This window comes from Streptomyces sp. ID05-39B (assembly GCF_033794725.1).
GTDB lineage: Bacteria > Actinomycetota > Actinomycetes > Streptomycetales > Streptomycetaceae > Streptomyces > Streptomyces bobili.
Map to the genome: position 1 here is coordinate 13318 of NZ_JARGEF010000009.1, position 22617 is coordinate 35934.

Genomic DNA, 22617 nt, shown 5'->3' on the forward strand with positions numbered 1-22617 from the left:
GGAGCATCCGGTTGCGCGCGGCCCGTCCCGAAGCAGGTGCCGGTTCGGACTCGCGCCGTGGCGCTGCCACGTTCAGGTGGTGATCCCCGCGGATCGCCGCACCGGCCCCCCGCTCGCCCGTATCCAGGGCACATGGACAATCTCCACGGCTCAGACGAACCCCGCTCCCTGTCCCGCAGACACTTCACCGCGACCGCCACCGCGGGTACGGCCGGCGCGGCGCTCCTCGCCGCGGCCCCCGGCGCGACGGCCGCACCGGCGGCCTTACCGCAGGCCCGGCCGAGGTCCACCGCCGACTGGGCCACCTGCCTGGCCGTCGCACGGGCTCTGCTGGTGGTCGACGAACAGGACAGGCCGCTCGTCCCCGGCTACCAGAAGATCCTCGGCGGCGGCCTGCCCCGCGCGGGGACGAAGACCGCGAAGAAGGTGCTCGTCGTCGGCGCGGGACCCGCCGGACTGGTGGCCGCCTGGCTGCTGAAGCGGGCCGGGCACCAGGTCACGCTCGTGGAGGCCAACGGCAACCGCGTCGGCGGCCGGGTGAAGACCTTCCGCACCGGCGGTCATGAGAAGGCGCCCCAGGCGTTCGCCGACGCCCGCCAGTACGCGGAGGCGGGCGCCATGCGGATCCCCGGCAGCCATCCGCTGGTGATGAGCCTGATCGCCCAGCTCGACGTGGAGCGGCGCCCGTTCCACCTGGTGGACGTCGACGGCCAGGGCAAGCCCGTCAACAACGCCTGGCTGCACGTGAACGGCGTCCGAATGCGCCGCTCCGAGTACGCGAAGTCGCCGCGCCGGATCAACCGGTCGTTCGGAGTGCCGCGCACGTACTGGGACACGCCCTCCTCGGCGATCCTGCGCGCAGCCCTCGACCCGGTCCGCGACGAGTTCAGCACGGTCGGTCCCAACGGCAAGCGCGTCGACAAACCGATGCCGGAGCGGGTTCGGGGCTGGGCGCGGGTCGTGCAGCGGTTCGGCGACTGGTCGATGTACCGCTTCCTGACCGAGGAGGCCGGCCTCGACGAGCGCACCATCGACCTGGTCGGCACCCTGGAGAACCTCACCTCACGGCTGCCGCTCTCCTTCATCCACAGCTTCATCAGCGCCTCGCTGATCAGCCCGGACACCGCGTTCTGGGAGCTGGTGGGCGGTACCGCGAAACTGCCGGACGCGCTGCTGCGGGAGGTGTCCGACGTGCTGCGCCTCGACCGGCGCGCCACCCGCATCGAGTACTGGTCGCCCGACCGGACCGGCACCGACGGCACCCGGCACGTCCGGGCGGACGGCCCGCACGTATGGATCGACACCGTGTCCGAGGGCCGCGACGGCACGGTGGTGCGCGAGCAGTTCACCGGTGACGTCGCGATCGTCACCGTGCCGTTCTCGGGGCTGCGCCAGGTGCAGGTCAGCCCGCTGATGTCGTACAAGAAGCGGCGGGCCGTCGCCGAGTTGCACTACGACAGCGCGACCAAGGTGCTGCTGGAGTTCGGCCGGCGCTGGTGGGAGTTCACGGAGGCCGACTGGAAGCGGGAGCTGGACGCCGTTCGGGCGGGGCTGTACGAGGAGTACCGGGCGGGGAAGGCGCCGGCCGACGGGAGTCTGCTCGGAGCACATCCGTCCGTGCCGCCGGGGCACATCACGGCGGGGCAGCGGGTGCACCACGCCGCCAACCGGTGGGTGGGCCGGGACCAGCCGGAGGCGGCACACATCGTCGGCGGGGGTTCCGTCTCCGACAACTCCAACCGCTTCATGATCAACCCGTCCCACCCGGTCGAGGGCAGCCGGGGCGGTGTCGTCCTCGCCTCCTACAGCTGGGCCGACGACGCCTCCCGCTGGGACTCCCTCGACGACGACGCCCGCTATCCGCACGCCCTGCGGGGCCTCCAGCAGGTCTACGGCCGCCGGATCGAGGTCTTCTACACAGGCGCGGGCCGCACCCAGAGCTGGCTGCGGGATCCGTACGCCTACGGGGAGGCGTCCGTCCTGCTCCCCGGCCAGCACACGGAACTGCTGACCGCGATCCGCTCCCCGGAGGGTCCGCTGCACTTCGCGGGTGATCACACCTCGGTCAAGCCGTCCTGGATCGAGGGGGCGTTGGAGTCCGCGGTGCGGGCGGCGCTGGAGGTGCACGGGAGGTGAGGCCGGCCCCTTTCGAGGGGCGGGGCCGGCCTGTAGCTGCTCGTGAGGTGCCGGCCTCTGGCTGCTCCTGCGGGGTCAGCCCGTGGCGCGGACCGCCGTGCGGATCAGGCCCGCGACCTCCTTCGGCCGGGACACCGCGACGGCGTGCGAGGCGCCCTCGATCTCGACGATCGTCGCGCCGGCACGCTTGGCGCCGAAGCGCTCGACCTCGGGGTTGATGGCGTTGTCCGCGCCGGCGATCAGAGCCCAGGCCGACTTGGTCCTCCAGCCGGCCGCGGTGGCGGTCTCCTCGAACGCGGCGGCGGCCCACGGGCGCTGGGCGGCGGCGAGGATCAGCCGGGCGTGCAGCGGTTCGTCGAGGGGGTCTTCGTCGAGGGGGTCAAGGGGCGGTGGCCCGGCGCAGCGCGGGCAGGATCTGTGCGGTCCGGCCGCAGAGCAGGGCGGCGTCGGCCGCCAGGCGGGCCGTCTCCAGGAGTTCGCGGCCGGCGGCCGTGAACCGGACGTGCTCGCGCGCGCGGCGGCCGCGATGCCCATCGCGACCGGGCCGCGCCACTCCCCTGGCGAGTCGCCCTCGGTCAGCAGCCGGTAGCCGCCGGCGTCGCGCAGCAGCAGGCGGCCCTCCGCGCGGGCGGGGAGGCCGGGTTCCAGCAGCCGCCGCAGTGAACCCACGTGGCGGCGGACCACGTTGACGGCGCTGCGGGGCGGGTCGGTCCCCCACAGGGTGTCGACGATCTCGTCCATGCTGACCGGCTGGCCCGCCCTGACCAGCAGCAGCGCCAGGAAGGCCCGCTCCTGCGGTGCGCCCGGCTCCAGCTCGGTGTCCCCGCGGCGCACTCTCACGGGCCCCAGGACCGCGAACCGCACGGACTCCGGCGACACGTCCTCCCCCTCCGGTGTCACTCCCCAGAGGTCGACCCTACGTCACGGCTTGGGTTACCGAGAGTTAGCCCGTGCCCGTCCCGCGTGGATCAGGCCGACCGCGCACGGGCCAGGGCGGCCGTCAGCGCCTGGTGGATCTCGTCGGGGAGCCAGCGGCAGTGGGCGCCCTGCACCACGTACTCGGCAACCTCGCGCAGCTTGGTGTTGGTGTGCTGGGAGATCTCCAGCAGAACCTCCCAGCCCTGCTCGGGGCGGACCCGGCCCACGGCGACGACCACCCCGATCGCCTGGTCGACCACGGCGTGGGAGGCGACGGCCTGCCGCAGCTGGGCCACCTCCTCCCGTAGGGCGGCGACACGCGCCTCGACGTCCTCCTCCGCGGCCATCCTCCACTCCACTTCTCTCTGCTCGCCTTCCCCTCGCCGAGGGCCGGCGAGGCCGCGGGCCCCGCCGGTGTCACGGTGCCCCTGCCGCGCGCCGGCCGACCGCCATGACGCCACCCGCCGGGTGAGCCGCCGGTCGCCGTCCCTGAGGTCCCAAACCCTCATGGCCCGCGGCTGGCTTCCCTTCCCGGCCGGGCCCCTGACGGAGAGATCGCCGGGCGTCCCTCATGCCATACGGCGTTGGTCCTCCTCGCTCCAGGCGCGGGTGTCCCGGGGCGGCACGTACGGCTCCTCGTCCGGCGGCAGTCCGCCCGCGACGGCCCGCTGACGGGCCAGCTCCGCGTCGAACTCCAGGCCGAGCAGGATGGCGATGTTGCTGATCCACAGCCACACCAGGAACACGATGACGCCGGCGAGCGTGCCGTAGGTCTTGTTGTACGAGGCGAAGTTGGCCACGTAGAAGGCGAAGCCGGCCGAGGCGATCAGCCAGATCAGCAGGGCCAGCACACTGCCCGGGGTGATCCACCGGAAGCCACGGCCCTTCACGTTCGGGGTCGCCCAGTACAGCAGCGCGATCATGATGGTGACCAGCACGACCAGCACCGGCCACTTGGCGATGGACCACACCGTCAGGGCGGTGTCGCCGATGCCGAGCGCCGTCCCGGCCCGGCGGGCGAGGTCACCGGTGAACACCACGATCAGCGCGCTGATCACGGCCAGTACCAGCAGCAGCACCGTCACGCCGACGCGGACCGGCAGCACCTTCCACACGGGACGGCCCTCCGGTACGTCGTACACGGCGTTCGCGCTGCGGATGAAGGCGGCGACATAGCCGGAGGCCGACCACACGGCCAGCACGATACCGACGAGGGCCATGACCGAGCCGATCCCGCCGCGGCCCTGAAGCTGGGTGACCGCGTCGGAGAGAATGTCCCGGGCTGACCCCGGGGCGAGTTTCTGGATGTTCTCCAGGACCTCGTCGGTCGCCGACTTGCCGGCGATGCCGAGCAGTGACACCAGGACCAGCAGGGCGGGGAACAGCGCCAGCACCCCGTAGTAGGTCAGTGCGGCGGCGCGGTCGGTGAGTTCGTCGTCCTTGAACTCCTTGACCGTGCCTTTCAGCACCGCCATCCAGGAACGTTTGGGCAGCCGGCTCGGTCCGTCCGGTTCCCGGCGCTCCATCTGCTCGTCCGGTCGGGTTCTCGATGTCCGTGCCATAGCGACGGAGTAACCCCGGTGGGCCGTTCCATGCGTTCTTCGGAGACCTGGGCCACAGCCGGTACAGGTTCGCGGCGGCTCGGGGTAACAGTGCCTCCGTGTGTGTTTCGTGCGCGGTCCCCGGGTGGGCCACCGCCCCGCGCGCCGGCTCCCCGCTCCGGGAGGTGCCGGTGCGTCGGCTGACGCGCCCCGCCGGTCAGGCCGTACGGCTGCCGGAATCCGGGATCCCGTCGTGGGCCCGGCCCGCCGCCGCGTCGCAGAACGCGTCGAGCCCTTCCAGCAGCGCGACCCGTTTACTCGCGGGCATCCCGACCAGCACCGCCCGCAGCTCCGCCTCCCGGCGCTCCCGGAGGTCGGCGAGGAAGGCCCGGCCCCGGCCGCTGAGGCGCAGCCGCAGCTCACGCCGGTCGGAGGGGTTCACCACCCGCTCCACGAACCCGGCCGCCTGGAGCCGGTCGCACAGCCGGCTCGTCGACGGCGGGGTGGAGGCCAGGGACTCGGCGAGGGTCCGCAGGTTGATGCCCTCCTGGTGCTCCAGGACGAACAGCACGCGCAGCTGGGAGGCGGACGCGGGAGCCGTCGAGGCCCTTCCCCACAGCACTTCCAGCAGTTCCGCGGCCGTCGCGGTCACCCGTGCGACCTCGTCGGTGTCCGGGCGATGGCGGAAGGCAGTCACGGTCACACTCTCGCAGGCACTGGGACGACCGCCAGCGTACTAGCGGCTCCCCCGGCCGCTCGCGGCGCGTACGTCGTCGCGCCGTTCCGACACCGCGCCGCACCCGCTGACGGCGACGGCGAGCACGAGGGTGACCGCCGTGCCGCGCACCCGTCCGGCCATCCGCCACCTCCCCCTCCGCGGCCACGTCCACGTCCGTGACCTGCCCCGGCATTACACAGCACGGGTGCACCCCCGGCCGGATTCCACGCCCGGGATTCGTCCTGTCGGTGCAGGGGCGGCGTACGGGGCGTCACCTGCCCTCTGTCATTCTGGCGCCGTGCAGCAGCCCGCCTCCGTGACGCCCGACGCCCCCGACCCCGTCGGGATGCCGCTGCTGACCCAGCAGTGGCTCGACCTGTGCTTCGTCCACTGGGCGGTGGCGCCGGAGTCGGTGGCGGGGCTCCTGCCGACGGGCACGGTTCCCGACGTGCACGAGGGGTCGACGTACGTCGGTCTGGTCGCCTTCCGGATGCACCGGGTGGGCTGGCTGCGGCTGCCGGGGGTGCCGTATCTCGGGTCGTTCCCGGAGACCAACGTGCGGCTGTACTCGGTGGACGGGCACGGGCGGCGCGGGGTGGTGTTCCGGTCGATGGACGCGGCGCGGCTGATCCCGGTGGTGATGGGGCGCGTCGGCTTCCGGCTGCCGTATCTGTGGTCGCGGATGCGGGTGCGCGCGGACGGCGACACCGTCGCCTACACGAGTGCGCGCCGGTGGCCAGGGCCGCACGGTGCGTCGAGCCGGATCGTGGTGCGCCGGGGTGAGCGCATCGAGGAGCCCACGGAACTGGAGCACTTCCTCACCGCGCGCTGGGGGATGCACAACGCGTTCTTCGGCGGCGCCGCCTATCTGCCCAACGACCATCCGCGCTGGCCCCTGCACCGGGCGGAGCTGCTCGTGTGCGAGGAGGATCTGGTCGCCGCGGCCGGACTGCCGGCGCCGCAGGGGGCGCCGGTCAGTGTCCTGTACTCGCCGGGCGTGCCGGTGCGCCTGGGCCGCCCGGCCCGCCCGGCGGGAATCCCGACCCCCTGACGCCCGTCAGGGACGCGTCGCCGCCCCCAGACGTGCCGTCGTCTCCATCAGCGAGACGGTGAAGGGGTGCCGAGGCTCCGTCAGTATCCGCTCCGCCAGGCCCTGTTCGACCAGTTCGCCCGCTTCCAGTACGGCGATGCGGTGGGCGAGGCGCGCGGTGTCCAGGTCGTGGGTGATGAGGACGAGGGCGAGGTCGTCACCTTCGTTCAGGAGGCCGGCCAGGAGGTCGAGGATGCCGCGCCGGGTGACCGTGTCGAGGCCGGAGGTGATCTCGTCGCAGATCAGGACGCGGGGCCGGGCGAGCAGGGCGCGGGCGAGGGCGGCCCGCTGGCGTTCGCCGCCCGAGAGGGCGCCGGGCGGGCGGTGGGCGAGCTCCTCCGGCAGGCCGAGCCGGGCCAGGGTCGCCAACGCCTCCTGGCTCGCGGTGTGTTCGTCGGTGCCGCGCAGCCGGACGGCCGTGCGGGCGACCTGGGCGAGGACGGGACGGAACTCGTCGAAGGCGGCGCGGGCGTCCTGGAACACGTACTGCACGGCGGCGAGCCGGTCCCGGTGGCGGCGTCGCAGGCTGCGCGGGAGGGCCGTCCCGTCGAGGAGGATCTCGCCGGTGTGGTCGCGGTGGAGTCCGGCCAGGCAGCGGGCGAGGGTGGTCTTGCCGCTGCCCGAGCGGCCGACGACGGCGAGGCACTCGCCGGCGCCCAGGGTGAGGCGCGGGGCGCGCAGCACGGTGGTGGTGCCGTGCACGGCGGTCAGGTCGCGGACGGTCAGCACGGGCCGGGCCGCGTCGGCACCGGTGTCCTGGGGCGGGTCGGCCCGGTGTTCGTCGAGGAGCCGGCGGGTCCATTCGTGCCGGGGTGCGCGCCACAGCCGCTGGGCCGGTCCTGACTCCACTACCCGGCCCGCGCGCATCACGAGAACCTCGTCGGCGAGGGCGCGCACCACGTCCAGGTCGTGGCTGAGCAGGACGACGGCGATGCCCTGCCCCGCGACCGCCGCCAGCTGCTCGACGATCCGGCTCTTGGTCAACGCGTCCTGGCCGGTGGTGGGTTCGTCGGCGACGACGACACGGGCGCCGAGCAGCAGGGCCTGGGCGAGGACGACCCGCTGCTGCTGGCCACCGGAGAGCTGGTGCGGGTAGCGGTGCAACAGCGCCTCTCCGTCGGCGAGTTGGGCGTCGCGCAGTGCGCGAAGGACCAGTTCGCGGGCGGCCGTACGGCGTTCGGGGCGCGCCAGGTGACGTACCTGGGGGCGGGCGATGTCGTGGAGGAGGGCGCTGACGCGGCGGGCCGGGTTGAGGACGGCGGCGGGGTGCTGGGGCACGTATCCGACCGGCCCGTCGCCGGGGCGGCGTACCTCCCCCGTGACGCGGGCGCCGGGCGGGTACTCGCCCAGCAGTGCGAGGCCGGTCGTGGTCTTGCCGCTGCCGGAGGCCCCGACCAGGGCGGTCACCCGGCCGGGCGGCACCCGCAGGTTCACCCCGTCGACGACGGCCCGTCCGTCGATCTCGACGCGCAGCTCGCGGATCTCCGCGACGAGGGCGCTCTCGCCGGTCCTCGGCGCCGGCTGTCGGCTCACGGTCGTCGTCCCTTCCGTCGCGGGGTCTTCTCCAGGGCTGCGTCGAAGAGAAGGTTCGTGCCCGTGGTCAGGGCCACGATCAGCAGGGCGGGCACCACGACCGCCCAGGGCTGGACGAACAGTCCGGTGCGGTTGCGGTCGACCATGACCGCCCAGTCGGCGGCGTCCGGCGCCACGCCCACGCCGAGGAAGGCGGCCGTGGACACCAGATAGAGCACGCCGGTCAGCCGGACCCCGGCGTCGGCGGCGAGGGTGCGCAGGGTGGCCCGGCCGACGTAGCCCACGGCGACGCGCCACCAGGTCTCGCCCTGCATGCGCAGCGCCTCGACCGCCGGACGGGCGGCGGCCTCGCCCGCGGCCGCCCGCACGATCCGGGCCGCGTCGGGCACGTTCACCAGCGCGACGAGCAGGGCGAGCCCGGCCGCGCCCGGCGAGAACACGGACGCCACGAGCAGGATGAGCAGCAGGGACGGTACGGCGAGCAGCACGTCCAGCGGCCGCATCAGCAGCTCCTCCAGACGCCGTACGTGGGTGAGCGCCGCGGTCAGTCCCACGGGCAGCGCGACCAGGTAGGCCAGGGCGGTCGCGGCGAGGGCGGTCAGCACGACCGTACGGCCGCCGAGCAGGACCTGCCGCCGGACGTCCCGGCCGACGAAGTCGGTGCCGAGCAGCGGGTGGCCGTCGCCGAGGGCGAAGGACAGGGAGCGGGGGCCGGGTTCACCGGCGAACAGGGGGCCCAGGAGGGCGAGTCCGAGCGGGACGGCGACGACCGTGAGGCCGAGGGCGAAGCGGCTGCGGGTCACGCGGCCACCTCCGCGCGGGGTGTCAGCCGGTGCGCGACCAGGTCCGCGCCCAGGTTGAGGACGACGGTCAGCACCCCGAAGACGACGGCCAGCCCCTGCACGACCGGTACGTCCCGTTCGGCGACGGCGTTGAGCAGGACCGTGCCGAGGCCCGGGATGACGAACAGCGCCTCGACGACGATGACCCCGCACAGCAGCCAGTCGGCGGTGCGGGCCAGCTGCTGGACGGCCGGGGCGAGGGCGTTGGGCAGGGCGTGGGCGTAGCGGACGCGGTCGCCGGGGACACCGCAGCGGCGGGCGTGGACGGCGTAGGGCGCGGCGAGGGCGTCGACCATGCCGGCCCGGACCAGGCGGGACAGCGAGCAGACCGGCCGGGAGAGCAGGACCAGCACGGGCAGGACCAGGGCGGCCGGGTGGGCGAGCAGGTCGGTGCCGTAGCCGACGGCGGTCGGCGGCAGCCAGGCCAGTTCGAGCGCGACGACCGTCACCAGCAGGACCCCGAGGGCGAACTCGGGGACGGCGTACACCGCCAGGGTGACGGAGCTGACCAGCCGGTCCACGAGCCGTCCCTCGTGGCGGGCGGCGAGGACGCCCAGGCCGAGGCCGAGCGGGACGAGCAGCGCCAGGGTGAGGGAGGCCAGCAACAGGGTCGGCCCGAAGCCGTCGCCGAGGTACTGGGACACCGGGCGGCCAGAGGTCAGGGAGGTCCCGAAGTCGCCGTGCGTCAGACCCGCGGCCCAGTCCGCGAGCCGCTCGCAGGCGGGCCGGTCGAGGTCCATCGCCTCACGGATGGCGGCGATGCGCGCCGGGTCGGGCTGGTCGCCGGCCAGGGCGACGGCCGCGTCGCCCGGCAGCGCCTCGGTGAGCGCGAAGACCAGCAGCACGACGGCCACGGTCTGCGCGGCGCCGAGAAGCAGCCGCCGGGCGACGAACGAGGGCAGGCCGCTCGCCCTCAGGCTCTTGGTCACGCCAGCCAGACCTTGTCGAAGCGGGCCCAGTCGAGCGTGTTGGCGGGCGCCTTCGTCTCGACGCCCTTCACCGCACGGGCCGTTCCGATGATCCAGTCGGCGAACCCCCAGATCAGGAAGCCGCCCTCGGCGTACAGGCGGCGCTGCATGCGCTCGTAGACGGCGGCCCGTCCGGCCTTGTCGCGGGTGGCCTGCGCCTGCTGGTAGAGGGCGTCGAAGTCCTTGTGCCGCCACTTGGTGGCGTTGGTGGTGGAGTCGGTGAGCAGGCGCTGCGAGATGTGCGCCTCGATGGGCATGGCGCCGGAGCGGTAGCAGCACAGGGTGCCGCTGTCGAGGATGTCCTTCCAGTAGGAGTCCTTGCTGCCCACCTTCACGTCGACGGTGACGCCGGCCTTGGCTGCCTGGTCGCGGAAGATGCCGGCGGCCTCGGTGAATCCGGCGGCGACGGCCGAGGTGTCCAGGGTGACCTTCAGTTTCTCGGCGCTGGCCTGCTTCAGCAGCGCACGGGCCCTGTCCAGGTCCTGGGCGCGCTGCGGGAGGCCGTCGGCGTAGTACTCGTACCCCTTGCCGAACAGGTCGTTGCCGACGACGCCCGCGCCGGACAGGGCGCCGTCGACGAGTTCCTGACGGTCGGCGATGAGGAAGAACGCCTCGCGCACCCGCTTGTCGTCGAAGGGGGCGCGGTCGGTCTTCATGCAGAAGGCCTGCATGGCGCTGCCCCGCAGCCGCACGATCTCGATCTGCCCCTTGCCCTCGTGGGCGCGGGCGGTCGTCGGGGCGAGTTCGTGGGCGTACTCGATCTGGCCGCCGAGGAGGGCGTTGACGCGGGCCGACTCCTCGTTGACGACGACGAGTTCCAGCTCGTCGAGGTGCGGGGCGCCGTCCCAGTAGGCGTCATTGCGGCGGAAGACGGCCGAGCGGCCCGGCGCGAAGGAGACGAACCGGAAGGGCCCGGAGCCGATCGGCTTCCTGTCGAAGTCGGTGGCGCCCTCGGGGACGACGTAGGCGCCGAACGCGGCCAGCACGTTGGGGAATTCGGCCGTCGGCCGCTTGAGCACGAACTCGATGATCCGGTCGCCGGTGGCGCGGCTCGCGTCGAGGTCGATGGGCTCCAGCGACGCCTTCGCGCGGTACGCCTGCTTCGGGTCGGCGATACGGCGGTAGCTGTACAGGACGTCCTTGGCGGTGACCGGCCTGCCGTCGTGGAAGGTGGCCTGGCGCAGGGTGACCTTCCAGCGGGCGAGGGTCTTGTCGGGCTCCCACGATGCGGCGAGTCGGGGCTGCGCGGAGAGGTCGGCGCCGAAGTCGGCGAGCTTGTCGTAGAGGGCCTTGGCGCGGGCGGCGTCGGCGAACAGGTTGGCCAGATGCGGGTCGAGGGTCTCGCTCGCGCCGCCGCCGGCGAACGCGGCGCGCAGCCGCCCGCCCTTTGCGGGCTTGCCGTCGCCGCCGGCCGGGTCGTCGCCGGTGCCGCTGCCGCAGCCGACGAGGGCGAGGGCGGCGGCCCCGGTGCCGGCGGCGAGGAAGCCGCGTCGGCGCAGGCCGGAGAAACGTTCGTCATGCATGGCTGTTCCTTGGGGTGGAGTCGGCAGGAGTGCGGGTGGGTCAGGGGGTGGCGGTCAGGCGGGCCACGAGGTGCAGGCGGTCCCCGTGGGCCGTGACACCGGGCGCATCGCCTTCCCGCCATGGGGGTTGGGTGCGCGGGCCGGGGCCGTCGTGGAGTTCGAGGACCTCGAAGCCGTGCCCGGCGAGGAAGTGCCGCAGCTCCTGGGGGAACAACAGCCGCCAGGCGGAGTGCTGCTCGACCGGTGGCGTGCCGTCGTCGGCGGTCCATACGCGGATGCGGCGCAGGAGTTGGGCGCCGTGGTCGACGTACAGGTTCGTGGCCGAGCGGTAGTTGACGTTCCGCCAGGTGAAGAAGTCGACCTTCGGGGTGTCCAGGAGGTCCGTCCGGCCCAGGAGATGGGCGCCGTTACGCATCTCCGCGACCAGCAGTCCGCCGGGCGTGAGGCCGTGGCGGCAGGAGGCGAGGAAGCCGTCGAGCTGGTCGTTGGTGTGGCAGTACAGCAGGGAGCTGTCGAGGCAGACCATCGCGTCGAAGGCGGCCCGGCCGAGGTCGAAGCCGTGCAGGTCGGCCCGGAGGTAGACGGGTCCCCGGTGGTGGGCGCGGGCGTGGCCGAGCATCGCCTCGGAGAGGTCGGCGCCGGTCACCGTGCGGCCCGCGCGGTGCAGGTGGGCGGCGTCGCGGCCGGTGCCGCAGCCGATGTCGAGGACGCGCGGACCGGCGTCGTGTCGGCGCAGGCGGTCCTCGGCCCAGCGTCCGGCGAGCCGCTCGGGGTCGGGGAACCGGGCCTCGTAGAGGGCGGGGTTGTCGGTGAGGAGGTTGCCTCCGGCGTGGACGGTCATGCGTTGCTCCTCTCGTCGGCGGAGGCGGTCGGGGCGGTCGGGGCCGTTGAGGCCGCCGAGGTGGCGGACGCTCCCGAGGCGGCCTGGGCCGACGGGCCCGTCAGGTCGGGCGGGCCGGCGGCCAGGTCGGCCCCGCGGCGTGCGGGCAGCGCCCCCCGCCGGTGCAGCCAGGCCACCCCGGCCGCCGACGCGGGCCCGAACACGGCGCAGCACAGCCACGGCATCCACTGGGCGCCGGTTCTCTCGCCCGTGTCCATGGCCCAGCCGACGACCGTGTTGCCGATGGCGGCGGCGACGCCGGAGACGACGTAGAAGATCCCGAAGTAGGTGCCGGTCAGCTCGGGGCGGCCGAAGCCGGGGAGCAGTTCCATGACGAACGGCGAGGCGATCATGATGCCGAGATGCAGCAGCAGGGCGCCGAGCAGCACGGGCACGGCGATCAGCCATCCCTCGGACGACGATCCGGCGACCACCGCCGGGGGCAGGAACGCCAGGCCCATCAGCGTGAGTCCGGCGGCGATCCAACGGGCCCGGTGGCCGCGGGACTTCAGGGCCCGGGTGATGCGCAGCTGGAACGCCAGGCTGGCCAGCGTGCCGACGAGGAAGACGAGGCCTGCCGCGCCGTCCCAGCCGGTGGCCCGCCGGGCGCCGTCGGGCAGCAGCAGGTAGAGCTGGTTCTCCAGGGTGAACATGCCGACCATGGCGAGGGCGAAGCCGAGGAAGGCCCGGTTGCCGGCCACCTCACGCCAGTCCGCGAGGACGCTCGCCTCGCTGGGCGGCACCTCGCGGGCGGGCAGCACGAGCGCCTGCGCCACGGTGAGGACGGCGAAGATGCCGGCGGCGGTCAGCGCGGAGGCGCGGAAGTCGACGAGGAGGAGGGCGCTGCCCAGCAGCGGGCCGATCAGGGCGCCGGTGGTGGCGAACACGTTGAACAGGGCGAAGGCCTCCGCCTTGCGCTCCCCCGCCTCCTGGGAGAGGTAGGTGCGCACGGCCGGGTTGAACAGGGCGCCCGCCAGGCCGCTCAGCACCGACGCGGCGAGCAGCACCGGCAGCCCGTCGCCCAGCGCGAACAAGGCGAATCCGACCGTCCGCAGGGCGCACCCGGCGATGATCACGCCCCGGGCGCCGAGCCGGTCGGCCGCGGAGCCACCGATGAGGAACAGGCCCTGCTGGCTGAGGTTGCGCACGCCGAGGACGATGCCGACGACGGCCGCCGACATGCCCAGGTTCTCGCCGAGGTGGACGGCGAGGTAGGGGATGAGGAGGTAGAACCCGGTGTTGACGCCGAGCTGGTTGACGAGCAGCAGCCGTACGGCGACCGGGAAACCGCGTATCTCATGCCAGGTCCGCATGCGTCACCCCCAGTCCCGGACGGTCGCTCGCGCGGACGAAGCCGTCGGCGCCGCCGATGCCGCTCCACGGGTCGTCGGCGAGGAGCAGGTGTCCGTCGAGGTCGGTCCAGCGGGCGCGGTCGGCGAGGTGGACGGCGGGCGCGAGGCCGAGGCTGCTGGCGGTGAGGCAGCCCAGCATCAGCGCGGTGCCGCTGCCCTCGATGGCCTCGGCGATGCGCAGGGCCGCGTGGACGCCGCCGCACTTGGCGAGCTTGACGTTGACGCCGTGCACCCGTCCGGCGAGGCGGCGGGCGTCGTCGAGGCCGACGGCGTCCTCGTCGGCGATGACAGGCAGCGGTGACCGTTCGGCGAGGGCGGCCAGTGTCGCCGGGTCGCCGGGCGCGAGGGGCTGTTCGACGGCCTCGACGCCGAGTTCGGCGTAGCGGGGCAGGAGCTTCTCGGCCTGGCGGAGCGTCCAGGCCCCGTTGGGGTCGAGGAGCAGCCGTACGCCGGGGGCCGCGTCGCGCACGACGCGGACGCGTTCCACGTCGTCCTCGGGGTCGGGGCTGCCCGCCTTCACCTTGAGGACCTGGAAGCCGCTCGCGGCGAGCCGGCGGGCCTCGGCCGCCGCATGGGTGAGCGAGGCGATGCCGAGGGTGCGGGCGGTGGCGGCCACGGGAGGCGCGGGCGCGCCGAGGAGCCGGTGGACGGGGGCGTTCGCCCGCTTGCCCACGAGGTCGAGGAGCGCGGCCTCGACGGCGGCGGTCACGGCCGGCGGCGTGAGGGGTTCGTCCTCGCGCAGGGCTTGCAGGGCGCTCTCCGGGTCGGCGAAGCGGCCCAGGTCGACGGCGGCGAGGAGGCGCTGCAGGGTGGCGGTGTCGAGGCCGTAGTACACGCTGGTGACGGCCTCGCCGTGGCCGCGCAGTCCGTCGTGCTCGACGGTCAGCCACACGGCGTCGCGGGCGGCCATGGTGGAGCGGGAGATGCGCAGCGGCTCGGCGAGCGTGAGGCGCACGGTGCGCAGGCGGGCCTTCACCGGTTCCCCTCCCCGCCGCGGAGGGCGCCGAGCGGGTCGGCGACGCGGGTGCAGCGCGCCCAGCCGGTCGCCTCGGCGGTGTGCGGGTGCGGTATCTCCACGGGCCGGGTGGCCGCGGTGGCGGGGTCGACGCCGTGCGCGGCGGTGAAGTCCTCGTCGTAGACGGTGCCGAGGTAGCGGTGCGGGCCGTCGGGGAAGACGGTCGCGACGACCGCGCCGGGGTGGATCCGGGCCGCCCAGGCGGAGACGCGGGCGACCGCGCCAGTGCTCCAGCCGCCCGTGACGAAGCTGCCACGGGCGAGTCTGCGGCAGCTGTCGACGGCCTCGGCGGGGCCGATCCAGTGGACCTCGTCGAAGGCGTCGTAGGCGACGTTACGCGGGTGGATGCTGCTGCCGAGGCCGCGCATCAGGCGGGGGCGGGCGGGCTGGCCGAAGATGGTGGAGCCGGTGGCGTCGACGCCGATCAGCCGCAGCGCGGGCCAGTGGCGGCGCAGCGGTCCGACGACGCCGGCACTGTGGCCGCCGGTGCCGACGCTGCACACCAGGATGTCCAGGTGGTCGAGCTGGGTGGCGAGTTCGGCGGCGAGGGAGGCGTAACCGGCGGTGTTGTCGGGGTTGTTGTACTGGTCGGGCCAGTAGGCGCCGGGCAGTTCGGCGAGGAGTTCACGCAGCCGGGCGAGGCGGGCGGCCTGCCAGCCGCCCTGGAGCGCGGGCCGGTCGGCGATCTCCAGGCGGACGCCGTGGGCGCGCAGCAACTGCCGCATCGACGGTTCCAGTTCACGGTCGCCGACCAGCACGACGGGATGACCGAGGGCCTGCCCGGCGAAGGCGAGGCCGATGCCGAGGGTGCCGGAGGTGGACTCCACCACGGGGGCGCCGGGCCGTAGTTCGCCGCGTTCGCGGGCGCCGAGCAGCATGGACACCGCGGCCCGCGCCTTCATCCCGCCCGCCGAGAGCGCCTCCAGCTTGGCCCAGAACCCGGGGTGCGGGCCGGGCAGCTCGGCGGTGACGCGCACCACGGGCGTACGGCCGAGCAGCGCGAGGAGTTCGCGGCGCGCGCCCGGGAGGACGGCGGTCGTGGTCATCGCACGCCTCCGGGGCGGCCGTAGCGGTGGACGGTTCCTGGTCCGCCGTCGAGCCAGAAGAAGGGGTAGGGCTCGGCGCAGACGGCGCTCACCCCGTGGCCGAGGAGGCGGGGCAGGACGGCGCTGCCGGTCTGGGCGAACGCGACCAGTTGCTTGCCGTGCGTCTGGGCGTGCCGGCGCAGGGGTTCGAAGGTGCCGTTGCCGAGGGTCATGCCGGAGACGAGCAGGGCGTCGCAGCGGTCGGCTGCGGCGAGGGCGTCGGTGAGGACGGGCTCGCCCCACTCGGTGGTGCCGCCCTTGAGGTCGCTCGGCAGGTAGCGAAGTCCGCGGGAGCGCAGCGCTTCGAGGAGGGAGTTGACGACACCGACGACGAGGACGGTCGCCCCGGCGGGCAGGTCGAGCAGTTCGACGACGGCGCGGGCGCGGGCGCGGGACTTCTCCAGCGAGGACCCGGCGGGCAGCGGGACCGGGCGGGCGCCGTGCTCGGAGGTGTGCGGGGTGACATGCAGGAGGTAGGCGTCCAGGGCCGCGACCCGCACCGGCAGCAGGGGGTGCTCCAGGAGGCGGGCCACATCGGCGCCGACGCAGTCGTCGAGCGCGCTGTCCGGCAGTTCCCCGGGTTCGACGGCGCAGGAGCCGACGGCCTCGGCGAGGCGCAGACTGAGCACCTCGTTGCGGTATCCGGTGCCCCGCCCGTCGTGGCGTACGGCCTGCCGGGTGGTGAAGGCGACGGCGATCCGCCGGGTGGCCGGGTCGGGGCCGAGGGCACCGGCCCGGACGCGGTCGACGAGGTCGTCGTAGGCGTGGAAGGTCGTGGTGGTGGTCATCGGACGACCAGTCCCGCGCGCAGCCCGGACAGCAGGTCCTCGACGCGGGCGCGGGCGCCGGGGCCGCCGGTGTCGGCGGTCATGACGTGCCCCAGGTATTCGTTGTTGCTGCCCGCCGCCTTCACCGTCCGGCCGGGTTCGGCGAGTTCGACCTCCAGGACGCCGTCCGCGTCGCGTACGCCGTTCCCGTCGAGCGCCTCCAGGGTGCCGTCGCGGTCCGGGACGAGGAAGCCGATGGCGGCGCTGCGCACTCCGGTGTCGGTGCGCCGCAGGTCGGGCGCGCGGCCGAGGGCGACGTCCACGAAGGCGGCGGCGAGGTCCACGCCGGTGACGTGGCGGACGAGTTCGGTGATGCGGTTTCCGGCCGGGCGCGGGTTGACCTCGACGACGCGCGGTCCGGCCGGGGTCAGCTTGATCTCGGTGTGCGCCACGACCCCCTCGGTCAGGCCGAGGGCCTTGAGCGCGCTCAGCGCGGTCTGTTCGGCGGCCTCGGTGTCGGCGGGGGCCAGGTCGGCGGGGAACATGTGGCCGGTCTCGATGAAGGCGGGCGCCCCGCCGACGCTCTTGTCGGTCACGCCGACCACATGGACCGTGCCGGCGTGGGACACCGTCTCGACGCTCACCTCGGGCCCGTCCAGGAGTTCCTCCAGCAGCACGGCGGGCGACCTGCGCTGCCCGCGCGCGTTCACCGGGGATCCGGCCATCGCCCTTACGGCGTCGGCGAGTTGGCGTTCGTCGTCCACGCGGCGCACGTACATGCCGGCGCACAGGTCGACCGGCTTGACGACGAGCGGGTAGCCGATCTCGCTCGCCGAGCGGGCGAGGTCGGCCCACTCCTCGTGCAGGGCGAAGCGGGGGCCGGGCACGGCGGCCTCGGCGAGAACTCGGCGGGTGGCGTCCTTGCGGCAGGCGTTCCCGACCGCTTCGGGGCCGGGGCCGGGCAGTGCGAGGCGGTCGGCGATCCGGGCGACGGCCGGCAGGTAGTAGTCGCAGGAGGTGAGGACGCCGTCGAAGCGCAGTGCCGCGTGCAGCCGCTCGGCCTCGGGGAGGAGGGTGTCGATGTCGTTGGTGTCCGCCGTGATCACGTTGCGGGCGCCGAGCAGCGGGTGTGCCGTCCCCTCGGGGGCCGAGCGCAGATAGTGGTGCAGGTCGCGGGTGAGGAAGGTGAACGTGTGCCCGCCCTCCCCGATGGCCCGGGGCAACAGCCTGCTCATCGATCCGACCCAGCTCTCGACCATCAGCAGATGAGCCACAGTTCCCCTTTTTCGAGCGGCGAGTTCGGGCGCGCCAGGGCAGCCCGGCGAACCCTCGCCGGAGGGGAGGATGTCGGGCTGCGCGCACCCACACGCTATCGATAACCATTTTCATTTGCCAGCCCCTTTCGCACCTCCGTTCCGGGACACCGCATGCCGGAGGGCCGGGACGAAGCCGTCCCGGCCCTCCGCCGCGCCACCGCTTCGGTCAGCAGGTGCGGCCGGTGTAGTAGGCACCCTGGATCTCGCCGGCGGAACCGAGCCAGGTCTTGCCGGGCGCGACGCACCGCTCGTAGTCGGGCGCCCAGGCCACCTCCACCTTGACGATCACGCGCGAGCCGTCGGAGGTGCAGTGGTTGTAGTAGGCGTCGGAGCCGGTCTCGTAGAAACCGCAGGGGTCCGCGGCGGCGGAACCCGCGGTGACGGCGGTCACCGCACCCAGGGAGGCGAGAACGAGAGCGGCGGAACCGAGGGCGCCGAGCACCGAACGAGGAACACGCACAGCGGAACTCCTTCAGGAAGAATCGAGAGAAAGTCAGGAAAAAGGCCTCTGCCAGCATCACCACGCGCCCCCCGCCTGACCGCACGTCACATCTCGATTCACCCAGCGAATCGATTCATCGCTGGACCGAAGGGGTGATCCCGCCGCACGTCGGGCATGATCGGGCGAACCGGGGGATCGGTGCCCGGCACCTCTGTCAGCCGTGCATCGGCGCCCGTAGACTGACAAGTCACCGAAGTTCGGGCGCTGTTGATGGGGGAGGACAGCCATGTCCGGAGATCCGTACGGCATGCAGAACCACAGTTTTCCGATGCCACCGATGCCGTCGGCGCCGCCACCGGCCCCGCCGTCGCCGCCGGACGGCGCGCGGGCCGTCGCGGTCGCGGTGCTCAACCTCAGCGGCCTGGGGCTCGGGTACGCGCTGCTGCGCCGCTGGGTGCTCATGCTGGCATGCTGGACCGCCACCGCCGTGCTGCTCCTCGTGGCCCTGCCGGCCGACCCGGACGGCGTCCCGGTCGCGGCCCTCCTGCTGTACGCCGTGTTCCTCGCCGGGGCCGCCGCGCACGGCGCGTCCGCCGGCCTGCGCTCCCGCACGGCCGTCCTCCAGCGGGCTCCCCTCGCCCTGTTGCTGGGCCTGGTCCTGCTCGCCGTACCGGCCGGTGGCGTCGTGCTGTACGACGACGCGCGGGACGAGGCGACGGAGCAGATGCTCCTCGACCGGCTCGACGAGGCCGACAAACTGGTCACCGCGTCCGGCAAGAAGGACTTCAGCGGCGGCAAGACCGGCTACCGCGAGGCGCTGAAGGCCTACGAGGCCCTCAGATCCGACCACCCCGGCTCGCGGGCGGCCGAGCGGGTGCCGACCCGGATGAAGACCTTCTACACCACGGTCGCCGCACCCTACGAGGACGCCGACTACTGCACCGCCGTGGCGCCCCTCACCTATCTGCGCACCGTCCCCGAGGAGATGCCGTCCACGGACCTCGGGAGCCTGGAGAAGTGGCCCGACGACCGGCTGGCGACCTCCCTGTACGAGTGCGCCTCGCGCGGCCTCGCCTCCGACCAGTCCACCTGGGCGGCACAGTTCGGCGAACTGCTGACCACCTTCCCCGACTCCGACCAGGCCGCCAAGGTCCAGCCGGCCGTGGCCGCCGCCGTCACCCGCGAGGTCAAGGGCCTCTCCGGAGCCGAACCCTGCACGGCCGTCGAGCGGCTGAACGACCTCGGCTCCCGCATCGCCGACCTGCCGGGCGACGAGGCCGGCATCGAGGCCGCCCTCACCGCGGACGCCGGGCGCGCCACGAGCAGCGCCGACACGGGCACGTACACCTGCGGCGTGGACCAGTACCGGGACGGCGACTTCGAGGCCGCGCGGACGACGATGAACGAGTACGTCTCGGCGCACGCGACCGCCAAGAACGCGGCCCTCGCGAAGAAGATCGCGATCGGGGCGGAGATAGCCCAGACGCTGCCGGCCGCGGGCAAGACCCTGCCCACGACGCGCTCCGGCGGCAGCATCTCGGTCACGGTGAAGAACGACAGCCCCGACGAGGTCACCGTCCTCTACACCGGCCCGGTGACGGGCAGCCTCACCCTCAAGGGCTGCGGAAGCTGCAAGGCGTACTCCCTGTCCAGCACGCTCAACCCCTCGTTCGAGCCGTGCAGCGGCAGCAAGAACTACCCGCAGCGCACGATCAGCCTGCCTCCCGGCACCACCTACTTCGTGCACAAGTCGACGTCGGGCTCCATCTCCACCCCGGCCACGGACACCGCGAAGCTGGAGCCCGGCTACATCTACACGGAGTGCGCCTACACGACGGGGACTCTGGGTTCGGGCATCTGAGACCGACCGGCACCGCCCCCGAGGGCCGTCGCCGCCGCCGGACCGTGTCTTCACGGCTCCCCGGCGCGTGCGACGGCCCTCGCGCACGCCCGGACTCCGGCCGCCACGGCCGCCCCGGCGGCGCACGGTCAGGTGGGTGAAGCCTGAGCCGCCGTTCCTCGCGTGGGGCATGCATGAGAGTCCCGGCCGTACCGGCCGCACCGGCCGAGTCGGCGGACACGACGTGCTGGAGACACATCATGAACCAAAGAACCGACCAACCGGGCGGCGCGATCCACAGGGTCCCCGTCCTGATCGTCGGCGGCTCCCTCGTGGGCCTGTCGACCTCACTGTTCCTGGGCCGGCTGGGGGTGCGGCACACCCTGGTGGAACGCCATTCCGGAACCTCCCGCCACCCCCGCGGACGCGGCAACAACGTGCGCACGATGGAGCTGTTCCGGGTGGCCGGCATCGAGCCGGCGATCCACCGGGCCGCGGCCACCCTCGCCGACAACCACGGCATCCTCCAGGCCCGCGACCTGGTGGGCGACCCGGGTGAGTGGCTGGTCAAGGACATCGACCCGGGCGGCGGGCTGGCCCGCTTCAGCCCGAGTTCCTGGTGCCTGTGCAGCCAGAACGACCTGGAGCCGGTCCTGCTCGACCACGCCACCCAGCTGGGCGGAGACCTGCGGTACTCCACCGAACTGCTGTCGTTCGAAACCGACCCGGGCGGTGTCACCGCGCTCGTGAAGAGCCGGGAGACGGGCGAGCACACCAGGATCCGCGCCGACTACCTGGTCGCCGCCGACGGCCCCCGCAGCCCCGTCCGCGAGCAGCTCGGCATCGGCCAGAGCGGCCCCGGCGAGCTGTTCAGCAACGTCAGCATCACCTTCCGGTCCCGCCTCCTCGCCGACGTGGTGGGCGAGCGCCGGTTCATCGTCTGCTACCTCACCGACCCCGACGGCGACGGCGCGCTGCTGCCGGTGGACAACCGGGAGAACTGGGTCTTCCACGCCCCCTGGCACCCCGAACGCGGGGAGACACTGGAGGACTTCACCGACGAGCGCTGCGCGGAGCACATCCGCCGCGCGGTCGGCCGGGCCGACCTCGACATCGAGATCACCGGGCGGGCGCCCTGGCACGCCGCCCAGCGGGTGGCCCGCGGCTACCGCTCGGGACGCGTCCTGCTGGCGGGCGACTCCGCGCACGAGATGTCCCCCACCGGGGCCTTCGGCTCCAACACCGGCATCCAGGACGCCCACAACCTCGCGTGGAAACTGGCGGCGGTGCTCGGCGGCTGGGCGGGGCACGCCCTGCTGGACTCCTACGACCTCGAACGCCGCCCGGTGGCGGAGGCCACCAGTGCCCGCGCCGCCGTCCGGTCGGCCGAGCACAGCCATCCCGGCTTCGCCCCGCCGGCCGGCGGGGGCGGCGGGGCGGCCGCGGCGGGGCCGCAGCGCGGCATCCTCAACGTGGCCCTCGGCTACCGCTACCCGCGGGGCGCCGTCGTCGGCACCGACCCCACCTCGCCGGTCGTCCCGGAGAAGCTCGCCCTGAACGGCGAACCCGGCACCCGGGCGCCCCACCTGTGGGTCCGCCACGAAGGCACCCGGCTGTCCACGCTCGACCTGTACGAGCGGTCCCTGGTCCTGCTGAGTGACGGCGACGCCGGAGCCCGTACCGACGGGCCGAGCGGATGGCACGAGGCCGCCGTCCGCCTCGCCGCCGAACTCTCCGTCCCCCTGGTGTCGTACCGCCTGGGAGCGGGACCGGACGCCGAGTTGGTGCCCGAGGACGGCGCCGACTGGCGGGAGCGCCACGGCACGGCGCACGGCGGCGCCGTCCTGGTGCGGCCCGACGGGTTCGTCGCCTGGCGCTCGCCGGGCCCGGTCCCGGAGGCCGAGGGCGTGCTGCGGCGCGTCCTGAGCACGGTCCTGGCGCTGAGCTGACCGGTCGTCGGATGCCGTACGGCGTCCGCGGGCCTGTGCCGGCCACCCCCCGGGGAGGCCGGCACAGGCCTTTCGGCTTTCCCCCGGCTGCCGCCCGCACTCACCCGGCTGAGCGCCTTGAGTGGTGGAAGTCGACGGGGTGACTGACGGTGGATCACGTCGGGGCCGGGTCACCTCAGCTGACGGACCGCCAGCTGCCCGGCCGACGGAAGGACCCACAGATGCGCTCAGCACGCATGATCCTGGCCACCGCGGCGGCTTCGGCCGCCCTCGCCCTCGCCGCGCCCGGCGCCTACGCGGCGGACGGTGACTGGGAGCACGACGACTCCTCCTACAGCAAGGAGCAGGACAAAGGGAGCAAGCACGACGCGCCGCGCGGCGGAATGCACACGGGTGGCGGTGCGCTGACCTCGGTCACGGCGGACGACTGGGGCACCGCGCGTGACCCGAAGCACGACCCGGAGACGTACAAGAAGGACAGCGAGCAGAGCAAGGACTCCTCCTGGACCAAGGACAGCGAGCAGAAGGAGTCCTGGAGCGGCGAGGAGAAGCCGCGCGGCGGCGTGCACACCGGCGGCGGCGCGCTGACCTCCGTCACGGCCGACGACTGGGGCACCGCGCGTGACCCGAAGCACGACCCGGAGACGTACAAGAAGGACAGCGAGCAGAGCAAGGACTCCTCCTGGACCAAGGACAGCGAGC

General features: G+C 73.7%; 20 protein-coding genes and 1 pseudogene. 5 read left to right on the forward strand and 16 right to left on the reverse strand.

The window, feature by feature from the left end:
* The first annotated feature begins 132 nt into the window (after window positions 1-132).
* Window positions 133-2136, forward strand: a complete 2004-nt coding sequence (locus P1P75_RS04055; RefSeq protein WP_319251896.1) for an FAD-dependent oxidoreductase — start codon at window positions 133-135, stop codon at window positions 2134-2136.
* A 75-nt stretch (window positions 2137-2211) separates the two neighbouring features.
* On the opposite strand, the gene P1P75_RS04060 is transcribed toward P1P75_RS04055, so the two are convergent.
* From P1P75_RS04060 to P1P75_RS04080, 5 genes are all read right to left on the reverse strand, one after another.
* Window positions 2212-3015 carry a helix-turn-helix domain-containing protein gene (locus tag P1P75_RS04060; RefSeq protein ID WP_319251898.1) on the reverse strand — a complete coding sequence of 268 codons (804 nt, stop codon included), beginning with the start codon at window positions 3013-3015 and terminating at the stop codon, window positions 2212-2214.
* 89 nt (window positions 3016-3104) lie between these two features.
* Window positions 3105-3401, reverse strand: a complete 297-nt coding sequence (locus tag P1P75_RS04065) for an ANTAR domain-containing protein (protein WP_319251900.1) — start codon at window positions 3399-3401, stop codon at window positions 3105-3107.
* A 222-nt stretch (window positions 3402-3623) separates the two neighbouring features.
* Window positions 3624-4616: a YihY/virulence factor BrkB family protein gene (locus P1P75_RS04070; RefSeq protein ID WP_319251902.1), complete on the reverse strand. Its 993-nt coding sequence runs from the start codon at window positions 4614-4616 to the stop codon at window positions 3624-3626.
* A gap of 196 nt (window positions 4617-4812) precedes the next feature.
* The gene (locus P1P75_RS04075; protein WP_319252015.1) at window positions 4813-5247 is read right to left on the reverse strand and encodes a MarR family transcriptional regulator; all 435 of its coding nucleotides are present in this window, start codon (window positions 5245-5247) and stop codon (window positions 4813-4815) included.
* 84 nt (window positions 5248-5331) lie between these two features.
* Window positions 5332-5454 carry a hypothetical protein gene (locus P1P75_RS04080; RefSeq protein ID WP_319251904.1) on the reverse strand — a complete coding sequence of 41 codons (123 nt, stop codon included), beginning with the start codon at window positions 5452-5454 and terminating at the stop codon, window positions 5332-5334.
* 157 nt (window positions 5455-5611) lie between these two features.
* Here P1P75_RS04080 and P1P75_RS04085 point away from each other — a divergent pair, with 157 nt between their 5' ends.
* The gene (locus P1P75_RS04085) at window positions 5612-6364 is read left to right on the forward strand and encodes a DUF2071 domain-containing protein (RefSeq protein WP_319251906.1); all 753 of its coding nucleotides are present in this window, start codon (window positions 5612-5614) and stop codon (window positions 6362-6364) included.
* Window positions 6365-6370: 6 nt separating this feature from the next.
* Here the strand turns inward: P1P75_RS04085 and P1P75_RS04090 are convergent, their stop codons facing one another.
* The 11 genes from P1P75_RS04090 to P1P75_RS04140 form a co-directional block, all read right to left on the reverse strand.
* On the reverse strand, window positions 6371-7936 hold the full coding sequence (locus P1P75_RS04090) for an ATP-binding cassette domain-containing protein (protein ID WP_319251908.1): 1566 nt from the start codon (window positions 7934-7936) through the stop codon (window positions 6371-6373).
* Window positions 7933-8739 (reverse strand): ABC transporter permease subunit, encoded by an 807-nt coding sequence (locus P1P75_RS04095; protein WP_319251910.1) that lies wholly within the window; start codon window positions 8737-8739, stop codon window positions 7933-7935. Before P1P75_RS04095 ends, P1P75_RS04090 begins: the two co-directional genes overlap by 4 nt.
* Entirely contained in the window at window positions 8736-9695 is a 960-nt protein-coding gene (locus P1P75_RS04100) for an ABC transporter permease (protein WP_319252017.1), read from the reverse strand. The genes P1P75_RS04095 and P1P75_RS04100 overlap by 4 nt, the downstream gene beginning before the upstream one ends.
* Before the next feature lie 8 nt (window positions 9696-9703).
* Window positions 9704-11269, reverse strand: coding sequence for an ABC transporter substrate-binding protein (locus P1P75_RS04105; protein WP_319251912.1), 1566 nt, complete (start codon window positions 11267-11269; stop codon window positions 9704-9706).
* Between the two features lie 40 nt (window positions 11270-11309).
* Window positions 11310-12110, reverse strand: coding sequence for a class I SAM-dependent methyltransferase (locus tag P1P75_RS04110; RefSeq protein WP_319251914.1), 801 nt, complete (start codon window positions 12108-12110; stop codon window positions 11310-11312).
* Window positions 12107-13462, reverse strand: coding sequence for an MFS transporter (locus P1P75_RS04115; protein ID WP_319251916.1), 1356 nt, complete (start codon window positions 13460-13462; stop codon window positions 12107-12109). Before P1P75_RS04115 ends, P1P75_RS04110 begins: the two co-directional genes overlap by 4 nt.
* Window positions 13446-14477: a dipeptide epimerase gene (locus P1P75_RS04120; RefSeq protein ID WP_319251918.1), complete on the reverse strand. Its 1032-nt coding sequence runs from the start codon at window positions 14475-14477 to the stop codon at window positions 13446-13448. Before P1P75_RS04120 ends, P1P75_RS04115 begins: the two co-directional genes overlap by 17 nt.
* Window positions 14474-15562, reverse strand: a complete 1089-nt coding sequence (locus P1P75_RS04125; RefSeq protein WP_319251920.1) for a pyridoxal-phosphate dependent enzyme — start codon at window positions 15560-15562, stop codon at window positions 14474-14476. Before P1P75_RS04125 ends, P1P75_RS04120 begins: the two co-directional genes overlap by 4 nt.
* Window positions 15559-16389, reverse strand: coding sequence for a DUF364 domain-containing protein (locus P1P75_RS04130; RefSeq protein WP_319251922.1), 831 nt, complete (start codon window positions 16387-16389; stop codon window positions 15559-15561). The genes P1P75_RS04125 and P1P75_RS04130 overlap by 4 nt, the downstream gene beginning before the upstream one ends.
* Window positions 16386-17642 (reverse strand): ATP-grasp domain-containing protein, encoded by a 1257-nt coding sequence (locus P1P75_RS04135; protein WP_319251924.1) that lies wholly within the window; start codon window positions 17640-17642, stop codon window positions 16386-16388. The genes P1P75_RS04130 and P1P75_RS04135 overlap by 4 nt, the downstream gene beginning before the upstream one ends.
* Window positions 17643-17850: 208 nt before the next feature.
* Window positions 17851-18144: a DUF6355 family natural product biosynthesis protein gene (locus tag P1P75_RS04140; protein WP_319251926.1), complete on the reverse strand. Its 294-nt coding sequence runs from the start codon at window positions 18142-18144 to the stop codon at window positions 17851-17853.
* Between the two features lie 268 nt (window positions 18145-18412).
* Between P1P75_RS04140 and P1P75_RS04145 the strand changes: the two genes are divergently transcribed.
* The 3 genes and pseudogenes from P1P75_RS04145 to P1P75_RS04155 all read left to right on the forward strand — a co-directional run.
* Window positions 18413-19987: a hypothetical protein gene (locus tag P1P75_RS04145; protein WP_319251928.1), complete on the forward strand. Its 1575-nt coding sequence runs from the start codon at window positions 18413-18415 to the stop codon at window positions 19985-19987.
* Window positions 19988-20226: 239 nt separating this feature from the next.
* Window positions 20227-21915: an FAD-dependent monooxygenase gene (locus P1P75_RS04150; RefSeq protein ID WP_319251929.1), complete on the forward strand. Its 1689-nt coding sequence runs from the start codon at window positions 20227-20229 to the stop codon at window positions 21913-21915.
* A gap of 221 nt (window positions 21916-22136) precedes the next feature.
* Window positions 22137-22617 (forward strand): annotated as a pseudogene (locus P1P75_RS04155) (hypothetical protein); the annotation flags it as partial.